Genomic DNA, 18,248 nt, shown 5'->3' on the forward strand with positions numbered 1-18,248 from the left:
TAAACAGCAAACAATTTCGAGTGAAGCTTATCTTAAGAGTACTTATTTTTCTTTTTCCGTTTTTTATTTCGGCACAGCATACTTCTCCCAGAAATGTCATTATTGATTTGGATACGGGCAATGAAGTAGACGATGTGTACGCATTGGCAAGAATTTTACTGGATAGCAGTATAAATTTAGTAGCAATAAACGCAACGCATTGGCAAACCAGCCATTGGTCCATACCCAACACTATGGAAAACAGTCACCGATTGAACCAACAATTATTGGCTGTAATGGATATGAAAACAAAAACAAACAGGGGCGCACATGCCAGAATGTACGATTGGGGCGATAAAGCCCAACATTCAGCCGCAGCCTACGAAATCATTGCACAGGCACATCAGCAAAAAGAGGGAAAAAAGCTTGTTGTCATTGCTTTGGGAGCCCTCACAAATGTTACATCCGCACTATTTATTGACAACACTATATCCGATAAAATAAAAGTATATTGGTTGGGTTCTACCTATGACTTTGAAAAAGGAATCTTTGGACTTACCGATTTTAACAGTACCATGGACGTGCCCGCTCTTCAGTTGATGCTGCACTCCAACGTGGACATGCATATTTTACCAGTGAACGTGGCAAGAGCAATGAAGGTGGATTATATGGATATGAAAGTCAAGTTCCAAAACAATACTCTAGGGAACTATCTGATAAAGCGATGGAACAATCATTTAGACCCTTTGCGAAAAAAAAGGATTTTATGGGATGTTGCACTTGTGGAAGCGTTTCTGAATCCGGAGTGGAGTAAGAGCAAAATGATACGGATGTCCAAGGACAATGGTGACCGTACGATAAAGTTTTATCAAAAACTCGAAACCGACTTAATGTTGAATGATTTTGAAACGACGATACTAAACTTCAAATCATAACAGCATAATTGTCAGTTAGATTTACATCAACATAAAAATATGGTCAAAGTTTCAACTATCCATATCAAATCTTTAGAACGATAGGTTGGATTTCAAGATGCTCAGGTATTTTAATTTAATATAAAAATATGTTCAGCTGGATAATTAATAACGATACACCCCGAATCAGCATTTTCAAGCTTATCATTGTCCTCCTAATGGTTAATGGTACAATGTTGGCCCAAGAAAATACCAACAAAAGGGCCGAGTGGTTTACCGATTCAAGGTTTGGCATGTTTATCCATTGGGGCATTTATAGCGGGGCCGAAGGTATTTGGAAAGGTGAGAAAATCCGTCATGATAATAATTATGCAGAATGGATATACTATCGAAACCGTATCGAAAAACAAGAATATATTAAACTTTTAGATCGTTTCAATTGGGACGAAATAAATCCTGAAGAGTGGGTTCTATTGGCAAAAAAAGCTGGTATGAAGTATGTTACCCTAACGGCAAAGCATCATGATGGTTTTGCATTATGGGATAGTCAGGTAAGCGATTACGACCTTGGCAATCATACCGTACCCAAAAGAGATATTGTTAAGGAACTTGCGGAGGCCTGCACCAAGCATGACATGAAATTAGGTTTATATTATTCACATTGGGTGGATTGGGAACACCCGTACGGATGGGATCACTCAAAGGAAATCTATGGTCTTACCGAAGAAAACTTTAATACCTATTGGCAAGAAAAAGTCATGCCCCAAATGCGGGAACTTTTGACCAATTATGGAAAGATAAGCTTGATTTGGTTTGATATGTGGATGCATCATTCAAAGACGGTTGTAAAAAAAGATCAGCTCCTACAGCTGAAAGGTCTTATCCGCGAGTTGCAACCAGAATGCTTGGTAAATTCTCGATTGGGCCTATCGATTGAAGAGGATACAGACATCGATTACAAAACACTGAGAGATAATCATTTGGGAGAATCCAAGGAGAACTTTCCATGGCAGACGCCAGCAACGGTCGCACATTCTTGGGGATTTAACGCTTCGGAAACCCAATGGAAATCAACTAGTACCTTACTGCAGTCCATAGTTGGTAATGTTAGTCTAAATGGAAATATGATGCTCAATATAGGCCCGCGTGCCAATGGTGAAGTCCCACATGAAATAGAGCAACGCCTAGAGGAAATTGGGCAATGGCTTTCAATCAATGGAAATTCCATATATGGTGCACAAGCTTTTGACTTAAGTAAAGACATGCATGATTGGGGCAATATCACTTGCAAAAAACTCAAGAATGGTAAAACACTTGTTTTTCTTCATGTAACCAATTGGCCCCTTCATCAACAATTGCCCGTAACCGGAATAAAATCCAAACCAAAAAAAATCTATCTTTTGGCCGATAGGCAAAAAGCTTCCCTAGATTTTCGTTTCAATAATGTGGTCACAACTATAGATTTACCGGAAAAGCAGCCTGATGATTACATTTCGACAATAGTTTTGGAATTCGACAACTATCCAGATACAGATGCAAACTTGGTCGCTAAGTCCACTTATGGCGGCTACAGTCTTTCACTAAATAATCTGTCAGAACCAGCTCCTGACCATCCCATCATTAAAGCCCAACGCAAAGGAACCATCCCAAGCCACATTAAGGTGAAAAAGAGTTCAGATTTTCAATGGCGTATTTATGTTGAAAAACCTATGTCAGTTTATGCCGATGTTTCCTATAGCTCTCAAAGTAAGCAAAACAAAGGCGCAATTACCATTAAAGCTGCAAACGTCGAAATAAGTGAAAAAATCAGATTTACGGGTAGTGTCGTTGGGGAGCCGAATCTCGATTGGCATATTGATAGCTTTAATTCTCATAGGATTGGGGTTTTGGATTTCCCCAAACCAGGGTATTATGATATTATGTTGAATATAGTGCCCTACACCAATAAACCTGTTGATTTTCAATGGCTTTGGCTGAGTGAATTATAGAATTTAATAATATATCTAAAGTAGATTAGTCATATGGTTTTTTAGTTATTGGAAAATACATTGGTATCGTTTAGGATGGAAATCCATCGCTCCAAAAGATTTGATAAGAAAAAGATTAGAGAATTGGAACCTTTTTTAAGACCCTTTAAAATCTTAATCTAACACTCATCAATATACCACCATTTGTGCCTATTTAAAGCGGCGTAAGGAATCGAACCCTACTTTCTTGGACGGAGTTACCTATTCGGTGAGCATAATTTTCAACACCTCTCTAAACCACTATATACGGGCCTTTCCAACTCTAGGTTCTAGTCCCTCCGGCTCCACTTTTTAGACACCACTCTAAACCGTAAAAAAAAATCTGTAAATCAATGATTTACAGATTTTTTTATTTTTTTGTTTACAAATAGTTACTTGTAAAAAATAAACAAAAAAAATACATAATTCCTTACACAAAATGAAAAATCCGATTCTATCTACGCTCAGAGTTGTTATAGTAGTTCTGGTATGCTCTATTTCTAGTTGTAAAGAACGCGATGACAAAAAAAATCAGACGAAAAATCCAGTTAAGTCAGAGGAATCAGATTTGGGCAATTTAGACAGCAGTTTAATCGTGGAAATCCCTAAGGGCATTAAAGTTCCCAAAGGCATGGTTTGGGTGCCAGGAGGAATCTTCAAGCAAGGTGCGGCTCCACAAGACAAAATGGCCATGCAACACGAAAAACCTTCTCATCAGGTAGCCGTGGATGGTTTCTTTATGGATATCACTGAGGTGACCAATGCACAATTCAAAAAATTCGTGGACCAAACCGGTTATATCACTGTGGCTGAAAGGGAAATTGATTGGGAGGAAATGAAAAAACAACTTCCCGCCAATACCCCTAAACCCCATGACTCAATAATGCAACCCGGATCTTTGGTCTTTAGAAAAGCAAAATCAAGCCTCCCCAATCTTTATGACTTTTCCCAATGGTGGGAATGGAAAATAGGTGCCAATTGGAAACATCCTGAAGGACCCAAAAGTTCAATTAAGGGGAAGGATGATCATCCTGTAGTCCATATAGCGTACGAAGATGCACTTACCTACTGCGAATGGGCTGGCAAAAGACTTCCCACCGAAGCGGAATGGGAACATGCTGCCAGAGGCAGTAATCACGATGCTATATTTTTCTGGGGAAATGACTTTTATCAACTCAATAGTCACGCTAATACTTGGGAAGGGGAATTCCCAGTCGAGAATACCGAGAAAGATGGCTTCGAACGGACGGCTCCAGTTGGAAGTTATCTTCCAAACCAATTTGGACTCTATGATATGGCTGGTAATGTTTGGGAATGGACTACAGATTGGTTCAATACTAAATATTATTCCGAATTAGGCAAGAAAGGTCTGGTTAGAAATCCGATTGGAGCCGATGTACCTTATAATCCGTCAATACCTCTGGCAAGGGAAAAAGTTATAAAAGGTGGCTCTTTTTTATGTAGCGAGAGCTATTGTGCTAGTTATCGGATAAGCGCGCGAATGGCTACAAGTAAGGATTCTGGTGCAGAGCATTTAGGATTTAGAACAGTAAAGGATCTAAAGATGCTGGAATAAATCAAAGTAAATTGTAAATTCTATTGACCACAACTTAAGATTTAACAGTAAAAGTTCGATTTTAGAGTAAACCTATATAATTATAATACCGTAAAAGGAAGGTTTTTTTAGATAAGAAAAATCTTAGTTAACCACTGAGCAAAATACTAAGATTTGAATCTGTTTGAGATAGTCAGGAAAGAAACCTTTTATCCTTTTGGATAAAGATACCTATTCGGTGAGCAAAAACTCCTTATATGCTGAAAAGCTCTTATTCATTAGGATTTTAAAGGATAGGTCTCATTCCCTCCAGAAGTCTACGTCTTAGGATTAAATAGACTATTGTGCAGAAAGCTGGGATTATCCTTAAATTTCATCCAATCTTCTTTTGTCTTTTTATATAAGGTTTCCAATGTATTCTTTGCTTCCTTGTCCAATTTTTCAAACCCGTTCCCTTTTGTGTACATAAGCTTATCCAAATAAATCATTAGATTCTGACAACAGGTAGCTTGTCCACTTATTAGTAAAGACACCAAAATCTCATTTAATTTATCACTATCCGTAAACCACAGGGTTGTTCCAAAAGTTGCGGCTTCATCAATATGACCTACAAGTTTTTCTCCCATAATCGCGTCGTAGTCATTTCCCTTGAGCATGGAAAGGTTTTTAGATACCTTGCTATAGTCTTCTTCAATCTTCTTTTTGAAGTCTAATTTTGTGAGTTCTTTGACCAGACAGGTCATCCTGCGATAGCTATACGCATCATCTTCATAAATTCGATTATAGTGCAAACGACGGATTTGTTTAAGAAATACTGTAGGCAAAAGCAGTTTAAGGGAATTGAATCTATCTAAAGCCAGTATTTCCAAGTGCTTCAACTTGAAGTGTTCCAACTTAAAAGAAGGCAGACGTTTCTCAAAAAAATCAGGTATCAATTGTTTTAGGTAATTCCACATATTGTTCGCCCTTACCTTAACCATGGACTTCAGAATGTGGTAACTCACTATGGTGCCTATTCCTATTCCGGTGATTGAAATGCCAACCCCAAAACGCCAAGTAAGAAGCTCAATATCTAGCAAAGCGAAAACCAACCCTGCCAAAGTGAAAAACCATAATGAAAAATAGAAAATCCTTTTCTTTCTCCTGTAAGATGATAAAAGCTGATTTATGGTCATCTCACGAACCTCTCCTGATTTTTCTGAAACAAAGGAAAAAGCATCGATATATGGAGAAGAGACATCGCAAATCATGATAAGATCGAATTGGTGCTCTTTCGCATTATCTTGAAAGTCTTCTATACTACTGATTCCTTGATTGTCATATATCCCACCATCCATTAATCCAATAGAAGCTCCTTGGTAACCGCTATGTGATTCAAAATAACTTTTATGCTCAGAATCAGGGCCAAAAAAATCACTTGGCATTGCGATAGGCTCAAAACCGCCAGAAAATGCAGAAGAGGAGGCAATAACATCGCTAAGTCTTATTTCGTGATAAACCTCTTTTTTAAGATTCAATTGGTAAGCCCCAACGTAATTCTGTCTGGCTCCCTTAGCAATTTGAAAACGGTAACGTAGGCCCTTTTTAAACTCTGTAGCATTAAAGCACACATATTCCAGATGAGATTTATTCCAAATGCCATCCAAATCTCCAAGACACATACCATTGGTAAGGGATTCGTCATATATCTCAGCAAAGGCATTTATTAAATTCTTTCTTTTGTAGGTATGATTCCATACACCATCCTTGCTTACTTTTTCAAGCCCCTCTTGAACAAGGTCTTTCTTTGACAACCACCCAAGCAAAGTGTTATAAATTGTTTCAAAATTTAGTCCTTTTGCCAACATGGACGAATACATGACGCCAGTAATAGTTCCCCCAGAAACTGTGGATATAGCCTTCACTTGGTTCAATAGTATATTTTGCCCATATTCTACGGAATTTAAGTATGAAAGGATTCCCAGCTGGAAGACTGCAGAACGATAACCTCCTCCAGACATGCAAATGGCTATTCGGTTTAAAGGATTATTCGGAATCTGAGGTTCTTCTTTTTCTCTTTTTGCCATCAAGTTTTAAATTCTATTTTTACTTCTTGCATAGTGTTAAAGTGCCTAGATTTCTATTCTCCCCTACAAATAACAATCTTCGTAATCAAAGACAAGCTCATACAGGATATGGGCCTTACCATTTCCAATAGTCCTTCTTCTTACCGGCATTAGCTGGTTGATTACTGAAAACCTGATTACTATCCAACCCCCAAAAACATTCACAAGTTGAGGAAAGAGTTTTTAGGGGAAGACATCCAGCAACTGGTTTCTTTAAAATTAGATGATTATTCTTTTCTGACAAATACCAATGATTATAATTACGTAGTACATAGGTATTTTAATATTGAATCTCCACTAGATTAAAAGAGTTTCTTGCCAGTTCTTATAAACGAGGTACTATTCCTGAATGTTCCTACTAATTATGCCATTTTCATACATAATCAGCATTTTTAATTGGGGTTGGAAAAGCTTCCAGCTCTTTAGAGACAATCCCAATAAGTTGAAAAGATTCCCGTTCAGCTTTTTTTTGAGAAGTTGTTTTGGCAGTTCTTGTCTTAGGAATTGAAGTTATTCTTGTCGCGGTGGAAGGCACAGTTCTGGTTCGTATCGCTTTTCTGACCGAAGGATTTCTCGAACGCTGTACACCTCTTCGTGATTTTACCCTTCCAGCCAATGCTACAAATTGTTTCCGTTTTTCATTGACCAACGGTTTTGCTCTTCCGGACTTTTTTTTTCGGTTGAGTTTTGCCCCAACATCCAAGACGGTGTGCCTATCCAAATTAAGTGCTTTATTCACCGAGTGAAGCCTGAACCTACCTTTTTTATTTAGACTATCCGAGTTAATGATAAATGGGCCAGCGGATTTGTTTGCCTCGCCTTTTACCAACTCTTTATTTAAACTAAATGCTGTTGGGGCTTCGAATTCAACATTTCTGATAAAAATGAGCTTACTGGTAAATCTAGGGATAGCGATATCTTCTTTGTTCAAGATGTTTATATCCCAGAAAGGTGATTCCAAGAGGGTTTCATCAAACCACGCTCTGGTTATGCTTGCAAAGAGCAACTCAAAACTGATGGATTCTACAGCCAAATCTGAAAGTTCTTGGGAATCAACAATGTCATCATATGTTTCGGTCTTCATTTTCCCCAACAAATCATGTATTTCTACCTTGCTAAGTGTGATTTTTTTCCATGTCAATTCATCTCCTTTATATAGGTTGTTCGGCTTACATGAAGTCAGAAAAAAGTCAGAACCTGATCCAGCATGTGTACGAACCAAAGTTTCTAATTGCCCTTTGGTCTTTACCAATTTGTTCAGGAATCTTTTGAACTCATCCTTAACAATCTCCAAAACCTTTATTTCTATCTGCTCTTTATTTCCATTTAATTTCCAATCCGTTTCTATTTGCTCCAATTTTTTCAGATTATCTTCTAGATACACCTCTATTTCTTGTTGATTTTGATTGTCTCGTTTTTGCAAAAGAACTTCCCTTGTCTCAGTGAGTTCCGTCCATTTCAAGTGATACATTCTATAAGTATCTTGAGACTTTCCGCCAATTGCCCTCAGCGCTTTTTCAAAAATGGGATGACCATACAACATTGTAATTTCCAACGTATCAACATCAATCAATTTAAGGGTCTGGACTATATTTCCATATGGAAAGAACAAATAGTCTTGTTGGTCCGATATTGCCCAATAATTCTTTTCCTTGGGAATGGTGTTGGCAATCTGTGAAAACTCCAAAAGCTCATCCATATATTTTTGCGCATTTTCAAATGCGGAATTTGAGTCTAGGAACAAGAAATCGTCATAGGTGAACCCAGTGGAAAAGGGAGAAAAAATAAGTCCGTATTTCTCCCTATCCTCATTTTTGATTTGGTTCTCAAAAAAATCTTCTTTGATTTTCTCGAATATGGTAGCTAATTGGAACATTTAATACTTCTGGAAATTAAACCCACTCTGGAATATTTGCTTTTGGGTCTGGGGATTTTTTAAGGACATGGCACTTAAAGCCAATCAGTTGCATTCCCTTTATTTTGATTCCTTGCGATTCGCTTTGGGATTGCATATTCCGTTGCTGTTTATGAGTTTCATAATGCCCTCCTGCATGAAATGGGCCCCAAGAAATGCTTCCTCCTCCACCTGCTTTGTCCATTTCTGCTTTAATCTGGGTATTGCGCTCACCAAAGTGTAAATGAAGGTCTTTTACAAAAATTGCAGTAGTCGTAAATGCAGGTATCATACCTTCTGGTGGAGAAGCACCATCAGAAACCATATTATCTTTGAACTCCGTATTGTTTTGATCAAACCTCCAATATTTACTGGTCAAAAAGTTAATATTAAACCATGGTCTACTAATTGGCACTTGACATATTTTGAATCGCAGTTTGAATGTGGAAACATCTATTGTTTTGGAAGTTTTTCGTTTCTCACGACTTCCACGTCCCCCAATACGTAGTGCACCTATGGATAAAGAACCGCCTCCACCGCCTTTTTTGGAATCGAATTTATAGTTTGAAGCGTAATCACTTTTACCAAAACTGAATTCTGTCCAACCATTATCAGTTTCTGCAAAACCTCCCGGCAACAAGGATGTGTAAAAGAAATCTGAACCCGAGGAAGGCCCTGTAAGTCTTGCCTTATCCAGATTATCTAAATATTGTTGTTTTAGGGTAAGCATGCTTCTACCTTCTACTTGGGCTATGTAGGCTGCAATTTGGTCATACTCTTCTTTATATCCGTTTGTAATCCAATCATTTTTAGCGGCCATTACCTTACTTCTAAGGATACTGGCATTCATTGCCCAAAAATGGACCGCAGCAGGGTCTTTCCCTGCAAGTGCATTTACTCTATGGTTATTGTACTCTAAGGCTACGTTAAGATAACTCTGTAGTTTTTCATTATACTTTTTCACCAAAGCAGTTTCTTCCAACACTTCCTCCTCTTCTTCTGTAACAAGGTTCTTTTTTATTTTTTTTTCTTGAAGCAGTCCACGTAAACGTTCAATTTTTTTCTTGGTTTTTTCATCAGGCTCAAAGTTTGCAACTTGACTAAATTTTAATATATGTTGATATGCCAAACTAAGACTGTTTTCCTGTTCCCATTTATTCATAGTTACCTTCCCCTTTACCCCACTTGTATCTGGAATCATGTCACATAATCTTGATAGATTCTCGGCTTGCATGTATTTTCGGGTTACATCTTGAGCTAGTAGCTGATTTATTTCTTCTGCCGTTTTTTCCCTTGGTTCCGGAGAAGAATCTTCACCTTGTCGAGATCTTGTTCGTTGGGATTGCGGTTCTCTATAAATGCCGGTAAACCCTGTGGATAAAAATTCCAGCTCTTCCTTTGGATAAGGCATTCCTACAGGCAGCCAAGCCAAATAATTATCATTGGATTTTGGGACAATATCATCCCCGTTGGTCAAAACGTCATAGAGTTTTCCCAAAACAGAATTCATTAAAACCTCTGGTAGTACTTCTTTATCCATTTTTGTGTTTTTATTGTTAAGTTTTATCCTATGGCTTTGGACTCGTTATATATTATCAAATCAGTTAGATGAAACAAAAGTTATGTTGTTCTTGGGGTTCATGTGGTTTCGGCCGGCAATGCACGTTCCATAATCAGATAAAGACAATTGGCCGTTATCGCACCTTCTCCCCAATAGGTTTGATGTGTTTTAAAACTCAACACTTTTAAGTACTTCCAAAAACCTAGATTTTTAGTATTTGTGAGGTTGTAGGGCAAGTTTTTAATTGGGATACCCAATTCTGCTATATTGAAGAAGTTTTTGCCATTGGAATTGGAGATATCATAATTTGATGATAGAATATCAGTATCAGAATATATATTGTACCAACTTTCGAGTGCGATATCCTGAAAGGTTCCGCGATTTTTAAAGTAATCAGGATAGTACGTAGAGATGAAATCATAAGGACATCTTATGGTCACCACTCTCTTTATTTCATTCGCCATGCGATAATTTGGGATATTCCCATAAGGAAATATGGAATCAATAAGAACAATCCCTCCAAAGCCGTAACTATGCAATTCAAGAGAATCAGGGTTATCTTCCTCCAAAACTGCTTCAACTAAGCTCTCAACTTTACCGGTCAACTCCAATTTATTGTTTCCCATAGTCAAGTAAGAGTCCATGCACAGAAAATAGGTGGCTTTTCTGGAAATGGTATTCTTAAACTTGGGAAATACCGCTGTCATTATAGCAATGCCCGCTGTTATCCAATGGGAAACAATGACTCCTGGAGCAATTTTTTGGTGTATTGTTTTGAGCAATTCGGAATCCTTGGGCAGAGCATTAATTAGTATATCGGTAATAGAAGTAAGTACCGCAGGAAACGATATCAGAGCAAAGATGGAAATCAACAACAAGAAAAACAGGAAATATAGAATCTCCAACTTCTTTTTTCCACTAAAGGTGTTTTTTAAAAAAAGTGCCTTTATCAGTGCTCCAGCCTTTGAAAAAAGTATAATTAGAACAAGTCCTAGTTTTTGGATAGCGTTCTTTTTTTCAAACTTTTTGGTAAAATTTTCATCATAGGAGCATTCATAGATTTTACAGACCTCAACCGCCTCTTCCTTGTTTTTTGAGTTGTATTCAAAAATGGATGTGACGGAGGTGGTAAAGGTTCCACCAAGACCAAAATGAAAATCTTCCTCTTCCAAATAGTATTTTTTGAACCTATCATGGTTCATTCTATCCATAGAATACAGATATCGCTGCGCGTATTCTTTTGCAGAATCACTATGCTTTTTTCCTAAAACACCAGGTAAGTAGATTATTGATTTCATGGGACAGCTTGATTTTGTTTTAAGGGTATACTTTTGGGATGGAAATTGTATCTATGTTTTAATCTTTTTTTCTGAAATTGATTGTCCTTAACTGTTCATATATTCCTCTTTACTAAATTCTTACCAATATCCAGGACGGCCTTGATTGTATTCTTTCTTAGTTGACTTATCCTCATTTTTGAAACACCCGCTTTTTCAAGTTCTTTAAAGACAAAAAGCTCTTTCTGACTTTTAACCAACCACTCATACTCATCCAAAGTGATTTGTTTTTTCGATAAAAGGGTCGTCCATCTTTCAAGCTTATGTTTGGATGCTTGAATGAAACTTTCTATGTCTTTTTTTGTTTCCTCTTTAAAATCCAAATACTCTTTCCCAAAAATGTCAAAGAGCACTGTTTTCACTTCATTTAATCCCTCCGTTATGTCTATTGGCTTTTTAATCATTGACTTTCTAGAATTAGTGTTTGTAAGCTGTTTTTGGTTTGTGCATCTTTTTTGAGTTCAAAGTCTATTAAAAGATTCATTGCCTCCAAGGCTTGAAGCTTGGCCTCCTCCACAAATAGTGGCGAAAACTGGCCTTTCTCTTTCCATCTATTTATAAATCCGCCAACAAAAGGTTTGCTTTCATCTCCTAGCATTTCCCACATTTTGGATGAAGTTTCGTTATTTGCCTTGCCCCCTTCATACTGTGCCATTTCCCTTATTTCAACTAGAAGACCCTCTGCCCTATTTTTATGAAGGGTGTATGGCTCAGTAGCTTTATCCATAATCCGAATCATCTTTGTTTTCAAATCAACCGCTCTTTCGTAGGAATACTTGTCGTAGGAAGCCACTTTTGTAGAAGTACAGTTTAAAAGAAAGACACAAATACCAATCAGGGAAAAAATGGTTGAGAATTTTATTTTTTGTTCTATCATGACTTAAATATTTGCTGTTTAACCTTCAAAATGGCATTCAAATGGTATTGTGCTATCTTATCCCTTCCTTCACGGGTCATTAAAATAGATTTGCACTCTTCTTTATTGTCCATGAAAAAACTTTCTGTTAAAATTGATGGCATCTTCGTATGAGTAAGAACATAAAACCTTTGCTCTTTATCCAAATCCTGGTCTGTGTAATCCGCTCTAAGCATTTTATCAGGAAAAACATTCTGATATTCAATTCCAAAGATTTCGGCTATCTTATCGCTCCTATCATCGCCTGGTGATGTGAATACCTCAAAACCACACCCTCCTCCTGCATTTGAATGGACGCTCAAATAAAAACTTGGCATATTGGCATAATGATTTGCTCTTTCTACTCTTGTTTCCAAGCTTACATCATGATATTCCGGTGCGATGTTCACATAGCTGATGCCTAAACCTGTCAAAGCCTCAACAATTCGGTTCACTATAGCACGGTTGAATTCACCTTCGAACAATTGAGATCCATCTTTCCAAATGGGGCTTCTTTTTCCTGGAGTTTGGTAAACACCTTTAATTATTCCCCCATGTCCATTGTCTAGAAGTATCAACATATGGTTTGTTTTCAGTTTAAGCCAAAACGATCATATTATGACTTAAAATCTTACTTTAAGGTTATACGTTCAACCTATGATTGAATAAGGTTAGTATAGCTGCTTTTGAGAGGTTGCGGATGTAGTAGCAGCAAACACCGTGAAAGTAAAAATTGTAACTAAATTACGGGGCCCATCTTTGAGGAATGCCCCTTTTCAGTGTATGGATGGTTTCTTTGGATATATAATTGCGTTTTTTGTGAATTGATTTGAACTAAATAACCATATCAAATAGTAAACGTAGAATAAAAAGGCTCCTAAACACTGAGATAAGAATAAACACAACCCCTTCAACCTCCGGTTAATTCACTCCTTTGCTCGACCAAACAACTCTTTTTCGGTTAAGAAAAATGGTTAAAAAACGCCTTTTTTCGATTAAAACATTTCCCTAAACCATTTAGCCCAAATTTTTTGACTTAACCGATACTTTTTAAGGAAATCATGCCGCCTTATCAAATTTGGGACAAAACAGACCCCTATGAAAGTTCTAATACTTCGTGCAAAAAAAGAGTTTTCCATTTCAGATAATCGTGTGGCAGCCATAAGTTGTCTCATCATTTCCATTACTGTGTTTTTCATCATGGCTGTACTGGGCCGTGAAACTTTGCTGTAGCAGTAGCACAGTTTTTTGGTTTTCCTGTATCGATAATTTCTGGCTAACTTAGTCAGGTGTACACTGTAATTGATATAGAGACTACGGGAAACGGCATTAAAGGCAACCGAATTACTGAAATTGCCATATTCAAGCATGATGGCTATAGGATTGTAGACGAATTTACGTCTTTGGTAAACCCACAATGCCCCATACCCTATTTTATTACTGGTCTTACTGGCATCGATAATCAAATGGTGGCTAACGCTCCACTTTTTTCTGAAATAGCGGATACTGTACTAAATTTTACCCAAGACAGTGTTTTTGTTGCCCACTCTGTTAATTTTGACTACGGGGTCATTAAAGAAGAGTTTAGACAACTGGGGGTAAGTTTTATTCGTAAAAAATTATGCACTGTCCGCCTATCCCGAAAACTGATTCCAGGCCTAACGTCTTATAGTTTGGGAAAACTATGCTCATCCATTGACATACCGCTTTCGAACAGGCATCGTGCACGAGGGGATGCCCACGCTACAGTATTGCTTTTTGAAAAGTTATTGCAAACACCCACTTCTGAAAAGGTATTTCAAACCTTTTTAAATGCCCGAAGCCAAGAAGCCACACTTCCTCCACATTTGGATAAATCTGAGATTGACGCCATTCCTCAAAAACCAGGTATCTACTATTTTAAGGATAGAAATGGCACTATCATTTATGTAGGTAAAGCCATCAACCTTAAAAAAAGAGTCCTCGGTCATTTTTATGATAAAAGCGAAAAGGAGATTCGATTGTGTAGAGAGACCGCACATATAGATTTTGAGCTCTCCGGAAGCGAATTAGTAGCACTTTTAATGGAATCTGCAGAAATAAAAAAACATTTTCCCTTATACAATCGGGCGCAAAAAAGAAACATCAAACAATTCGGGGTTTTTTGTTATGAAGACAGAAAGGGTATAAAACATTTAGCTTTTAATACGTTAAAGTACATTCAACATCCCGTAAAGGTGTTTTATAACTTAACGGACTGCAGGCTGTTCCTGAAGCAAATCTGTATGGCATACCAATTATGTCCCAAATTCTGTCATTTACAGCTAACGGAATCGAACTGTTCTCTATTCGAGGGCACATTTTGTGAAGGAATTTGTTCAGGTGAGGAAGAAATAGAAGCGTATAATACCAAAGTAGATAGTGCCTTGCAGGATTTAGCCTATGAAAAGGCAGGTATTAAAATTCTAAAAGAGAAGGGAAGGCATGTAAACGAAAATGCGTTTGTACTTGTTGATAATGGACAATATAGAGGGTACGGCTTTATTGAAGATACTTTGGAAATCAATTCCAAAACGGATATTGAAGCTTTTCTAATTCCGCAAAAAAACACTCTGGAGACACAGCGAATTGTGGAAAATATGATGTCGAAAAGAGAATGCTTGGAATTGTAGAAAGTTTAAAGGAGCTATACTTTCTTTTTTATTCTTCGATACATTTTTACCATAAAAACAATCCACGCAGCAACAATTAAAGCTGCAATGCTGACATAGAGAACGATGACATCCATAACGTAGATTAAATAATTAAAGCCCCCTGCACCAGAATCCCTAGGGAAATCGTATTGTTTCTAAAAGAAAAGTTCAGCACAAAGACGATTAACAAAAAAGTTTAATCCCTTTGTTTAACGCTAAATTAACAAGAAAAAAGACATGATATGTTAAAAAATTATGATTTTTTTAACTTTTCTGTTTAATCAAAACAAATGCCCCTTTTAACAGAGGCATTTGCTAACCAACTAAATTAGAATGCATCAGAATTGAGCGGTTTCTGTGCTTCCTTTCATAGCTACCGTGCTAGATGTACCTGAGGTAACAATATTCTGGACCGTGTCAAAATAACCTGTACCCACAAATCCTTGATGTTTCACGGCTTTAAATCCAAATTCCTGCAACCCGAACTCTCTTTCCTGTAATTCGGAATAACCAGCCATGCCCCTTTCCTTATAAGCTTTACTTAACTCAAACATACTTGTATTGAGCGCATGGAACCCGGCTAGGGTAATAAATTGGAACTTATAGCCCATTTCGGCCAATTCCTCTCTAAAAGTTTCCATCTCCTCAACACTTAGTTTAGCTGCCCAGTTAAAGGATGGGGAGCAATTATAGGCCAACATTTTGTCAGGATATTGCGCATGAATACCTTCTGCAAACTTTCGCGCTTGCTCCAAATCAGGAGTAGAAGTCTCCAACCAAATCAAATCTGCGAAAGGGGCGTAGCTCAAACCTCGATCTATACCTTGCTCCAATCCATTCTTCACATAAAAGAATCCTTCTGGCGAACGCTCTCCTGTAATGAATTTATGATCTCTCTCATCAATATCACTGGTGATTAAATTGGCCGCATCGGCGTCTGTTCGTGCGATAATCACCGTGGGAACTCCCATTACATCTGCTGCTAAACGGGCGGCAATTAACTTATTTACCGCTTCCTGAGTGGGTACCAATACCTTACCTCCCAAGTGTCCACATTTTTTTGCTGAACTTAATTGATCTTCAAAATGAACTCCCGCCGCACCACTTTCAATCATGGATTTCATTAATTCAAAAGCGTTCAGGTTTCCTCCAAAGCCAGCCTCTGCATCAGCAACAATGGGAACCAAATAATCTTTCTTGTCTTCGGTTTCGTTTACTACCTGAATCTGATCTGCTCGAAGCAACGCATTATTGATGCGCTTTACCACCATAGGAACACTATTGGCAGGATACAGGGATTGGTCAGGGTACATTTCTCCGGACAAGTTGGCATCTGCCGCCACTTGCCATCCACTCAAATAGATGGCCTCGAGACCAGCTTCTACTTCTTGAATGGCCTGATTTCCCGTTAGTGCACCTAAACCTGCCACAAAATCTTGGCCGTTTAGTTTGTTCCAAAGTTTCTCAGCACCCATTTGGGCAATGGAATAATCTATCTCGTAAGACCCTCGTAGTTTTATAACTTCTTCCGCGGTGTATGGCCTTTCAACTCCTTTCCATCTGGGATTAATTGTCCAATCCGTTAACAACGCTTGAATCCTTTCTTTTTTTTCCATAATTTTAATTTTTCGAATTTGATATGAATCCCATGTAATGTTCGCGCATTCTTGGGATTTTTTTAGTTGTTGATATACTGATTTATGTAATTCCTCGATAGGCCTTTAAGGTTAGAAATTCTTCAAATTCCCGACTTCTGACCAGCTTATCAAATAGCTCAAAGGCTTTTTCAAATTGGGTATTTCCCATATTAGCCTCACCGACTAAGTGAATAATTTTATCCTTCTCTTCCTCAAAAAGTTTTGAATAAAGAGCATCATTGAATTTTCTGCCATCTTCTAGTTGAGCATTGAACTTACGCCATTGCCATAGCTGGGTCCTTGATATTTCGGCAGTGGCAGCATCCTCCATTAAATTGTATAGCGCGACACAACCGTTGCCCCTTAGCCAGGCTTCCAGATACAGAATACCAACATTCATATTTTTACGAATCCCTATTTCCGTAATGGTTCCTTTTGGAATGGCAATCAAGTCCGACTCCAGGATAACATCAGTTTCCCTCAAAGCCGTATCTATTTGATTGGCCTCGGGCATATGCTTATTAAACTCGTCCATTGCAATGGAAACCAATCCAGGGTGGGCCACCCAAGTACCGTCATGTCCATTTAGCACTTCCCTTTCTTTATCCAATCGCACCTTCTCTAAAGCGGCTACATTGGCAACTGGATCGCTTTTAATTGGAATTTGGGCCGCCATTCCTCCCATGGCATGAATTCCTCTTTTATGACATCTTTGGATAACCAAACGAGAATAGGCATCCATGAACGGGACCGTCATGGTCACTTGATCTCGGTTAGGTAGAATAAAACTGGGATGGTTTCTAAATTTCTTGATATAAGAAAAGATATAATCCCAACGTCCACAGTTCAATCCAACAATATGATTCTTTAATTCATATATAATTTCATCCAACTGAAAGCTGGCCGTAATCGTTTCAATCAAAACAGTGGCTTTAAAAGTTCCTACCGGTACACCTAAATATTCTTCAGAGAACGTGAAAACTTCATCCCACCATCTTGCCTCCAAATAGTGCTCTAGTTTTGGCAAATAGAAATAGGGTGCAGAACCTCTGTTCATAAGCGTTCTTGTATTATGGAACACGTAAAGCGCAAAGTCAAAAAGGCTTCCTGATGTTTCTTCTCCATTAATCAAAACATGACGTTCATTTAAGTGAAGCCCCCGAGGCCTTACCAACAAAACAGCCACCTCATCATTCAATCTATAGGATTTATCTTTCTTTGAATCATAAAAAGATATCTTCCGCGTATTGGCATCAATTAGATTCTGTTGACCTTGCAGGCAGTTGTCCCAAGTTGGAGCGTTACTATCCTCAAAATCCGCCATAAAAGTTTTAGCTCCAGAGTTCAGCGCATTGATGACCATTTTTCGTTCTACCGGACCGGTAATCTCAACCCTACGGTCCAATAGGTCAGCTGGAATATGCTTCACCTGCCAATCGGCATTTCGGGTTTCCTCAGTTTCCAATGGAAAAGAAGGCATAACTCCGCGATCAAATTTGGCCTGCTGCCTCAAACGCTTGTTCAACAGTTGCAAACGTTCTCTATTGAATTTCTGATGTAGTTCGATAACAAATTCCAGGGCTCCATCCAATAGTAGTTCTGGATAGTAATTGGTCACTTCTTTTGAAAACTGAAGGTTGGTGGGTGATGCGATTATATTTTCCATGACAAACTGATTTTGTTCATACAAGAA

General features: G+C 38.0%; 14 protein-coding genes. 5 read left to right on the top strand and 9 right to left on the bottom strand.

The window, feature by feature from the left end; genetic code table 11:
* The first annotated feature begins 20 nt into the window (after positions 1–20).
* The 3 genes from ACOKFD_RS08020 to ACOKFD_RS08030 all read left to right on the top strand — a co-directional run bounded on the left by ACOKFD_RS08020 (position 21) and on the right by ACOKFD_RS08030 (position 4,475).
* Complete coding sequence (locus tag ACOKFD_RS08020) at positions 21–914, top strand: nucleoside hydrolase (RefSeq protein WP_422860768.1); 894 nt, start codon at positions 21–23, stop codon at positions 912–914.
* Positions 915–1,042: 128 nt separating this feature from the next.
* Positions 1,043–2,881 carry an alpha-L-fucosidase gene (locus tag ACOKFD_RS08025; protein ID WP_422860769.1) on the top strand — a complete coding sequence of 613 codons (1,839 nt, stop codon included), beginning with the start codon at positions 1,043–1,045 and terminating at the stop codon, positions 2,879–2,881.
* Between the two features lie 457 nt (positions 2,882–3,338).
* Complete coding sequence (locus ACOKFD_RS08030) at positions 3,339–4,475, top strand: formylglycine-generating enzyme family protein (RefSeq protein WP_422860770.1); 1,137 nt, start codon at positions 3,339–3,341, stop codon at positions 4,473–4,475.
* A 296-nt stretch (positions 4,476–4,771) separates the two neighbouring features.
* On the opposite strand, the gene ACOKFD_RS08035 is transcribed toward ACOKFD_RS08030, so the two are convergent.
* From ACOKFD_RS08035 to ACOKFD_RS08065, 7 genes are all read right to left on the bottom strand, one after another.
* Entirely contained in the window at positions 4,772–6,520 is a 1,749-nt protein-coding gene (locus ACOKFD_RS08035; RefSeq protein WP_422860771.1) for a patatin-like phospholipase family protein, read from the bottom strand.
* Between the two features lie 412 nt (positions 6,521–6,932).
* Positions 6,933–8,435, bottom strand: coding sequence for a hypothetical protein (locus ACOKFD_RS08040; RefSeq protein ID WP_422860772.1), 1,503 nt, complete (start codon positions 8,433–8,435; stop codon positions 6,933–6,935).
* Positions 8,436–8,451: 16 nt separating this feature from the next.
* Positions 8,452–9,993: a hypothetical protein gene (locus tag ACOKFD_RS08045; RefSeq protein WP_422860773.1), complete on the bottom strand. Its 1,542-nt coding sequence runs from the start codon at positions 9,991–9,993 to the stop codon at positions 8,452–8,454.
* Positions 9,994–10,091: 98 nt separating this feature from the next.
* Entirely contained in the window at positions 10,092–11,312 is a 1,221-nt protein-coding gene (locus ACOKFD_RS08050; protein WP_422860774.1) for a hypothetical protein, read from the bottom strand.
* Positions 11,313–11,407: 95 nt separating this feature from the next.
* Positions 11,408–11,755: a hypothetical protein gene (locus tag ACOKFD_RS08055; protein WP_422860775.1), complete on the bottom strand. Its 348-nt coding sequence runs from the start codon at positions 11,753–11,755 to the stop codon at positions 11,408–11,410.
* On the bottom strand, positions 11,752–12,228 hold the full coding sequence (locus tag ACOKFD_RS08060) for a hypothetical protein (protein ID WP_422860776.1): 477 nt from the start codon (positions 12,226–12,228) through the stop codon (positions 11,752–11,754). Before ACOKFD_RS08060 ends, ACOKFD_RS08055 begins: the two co-directional genes overlap by 4 nt.
* A complete protein-coding gene (locus ACOKFD_RS08065; RefSeq protein ID WP_422860777.1) occupies positions 12,225–12,827 on the bottom strand; it encodes an N-acetylmuramoyl-L-alanine amidase in 603 nt (200 codons plus the stop codon). The genes ACOKFD_RS08060 and ACOKFD_RS08065 overlap by 4 nt, the downstream gene beginning before the upstream one ends.
* 517 nt (positions 12,828–13,344) lie before the next feature.
* Between ACOKFD_RS08065 and ACOKFD_RS08070 the strand changes: the two genes are divergently transcribed.
* Both ACOKFD_RS08070 and ACOKFD_RS08075 read left to right on the top strand, forming a co-directional pair.
* A complete protein-coding gene (locus tag ACOKFD_RS08070; RefSeq protein ID WP_298999933.1) occupies positions 13,345–13,479 on the top strand; it encodes a hypothetical protein in 135 nt (44 codons plus the stop codon).
* Between the two features lie 56 nt (positions 13,480–13,535).
* On the top strand, positions 13,536–14,897 hold the full coding sequence (locus ACOKFD_RS08075) for an exonuclease domain-containing protein (protein WP_422860778.1): 1,362 nt from the start codon (positions 13,536–13,538) through the stop codon (positions 14,895–14,897).
* A 359-nt stretch (positions 14,898–15,256) separates the two neighbouring features.
* Here ACOKFD_RS08075 and aceA read toward each other — a convergent pair whose 3' ends face one another.
* Positions 15,257–16,534, bottom strand: coding sequence for an isocitrate lyase (aceA, locus tag ACOKFD_RS08080; RefSeq protein ID WP_422860779.1), 1,278 nt, complete (start codon positions 16,532–16,534; stop codon positions 15,257–15,259).
* Between the two features lie 82 nt (positions 16,535–16,616).
* Positions 16,617–18,221 carry a malate synthase A gene (gene aceB, locus ACOKFD_RS08085; protein ID WP_422860780.1) on the bottom strand — a complete coding sequence of 535 codons (1,605 nt, stop codon included), beginning with the start codon at positions 18,219–18,221 and terminating at the stop codon, positions 16,617–16,619.
* Between the last annotated feature and the right edge of the window lie 27 nt (positions 18,222–18,248).

Origin of the sequence: Flagellimonas ulvae (assembly GCF_049333175.1) — a bacterium.
Lineage (GTDB): Bacteria > Bacteroidota > Bacteroidia > Flavobacteriales > Flavobacteriaceae > Flagellimonas.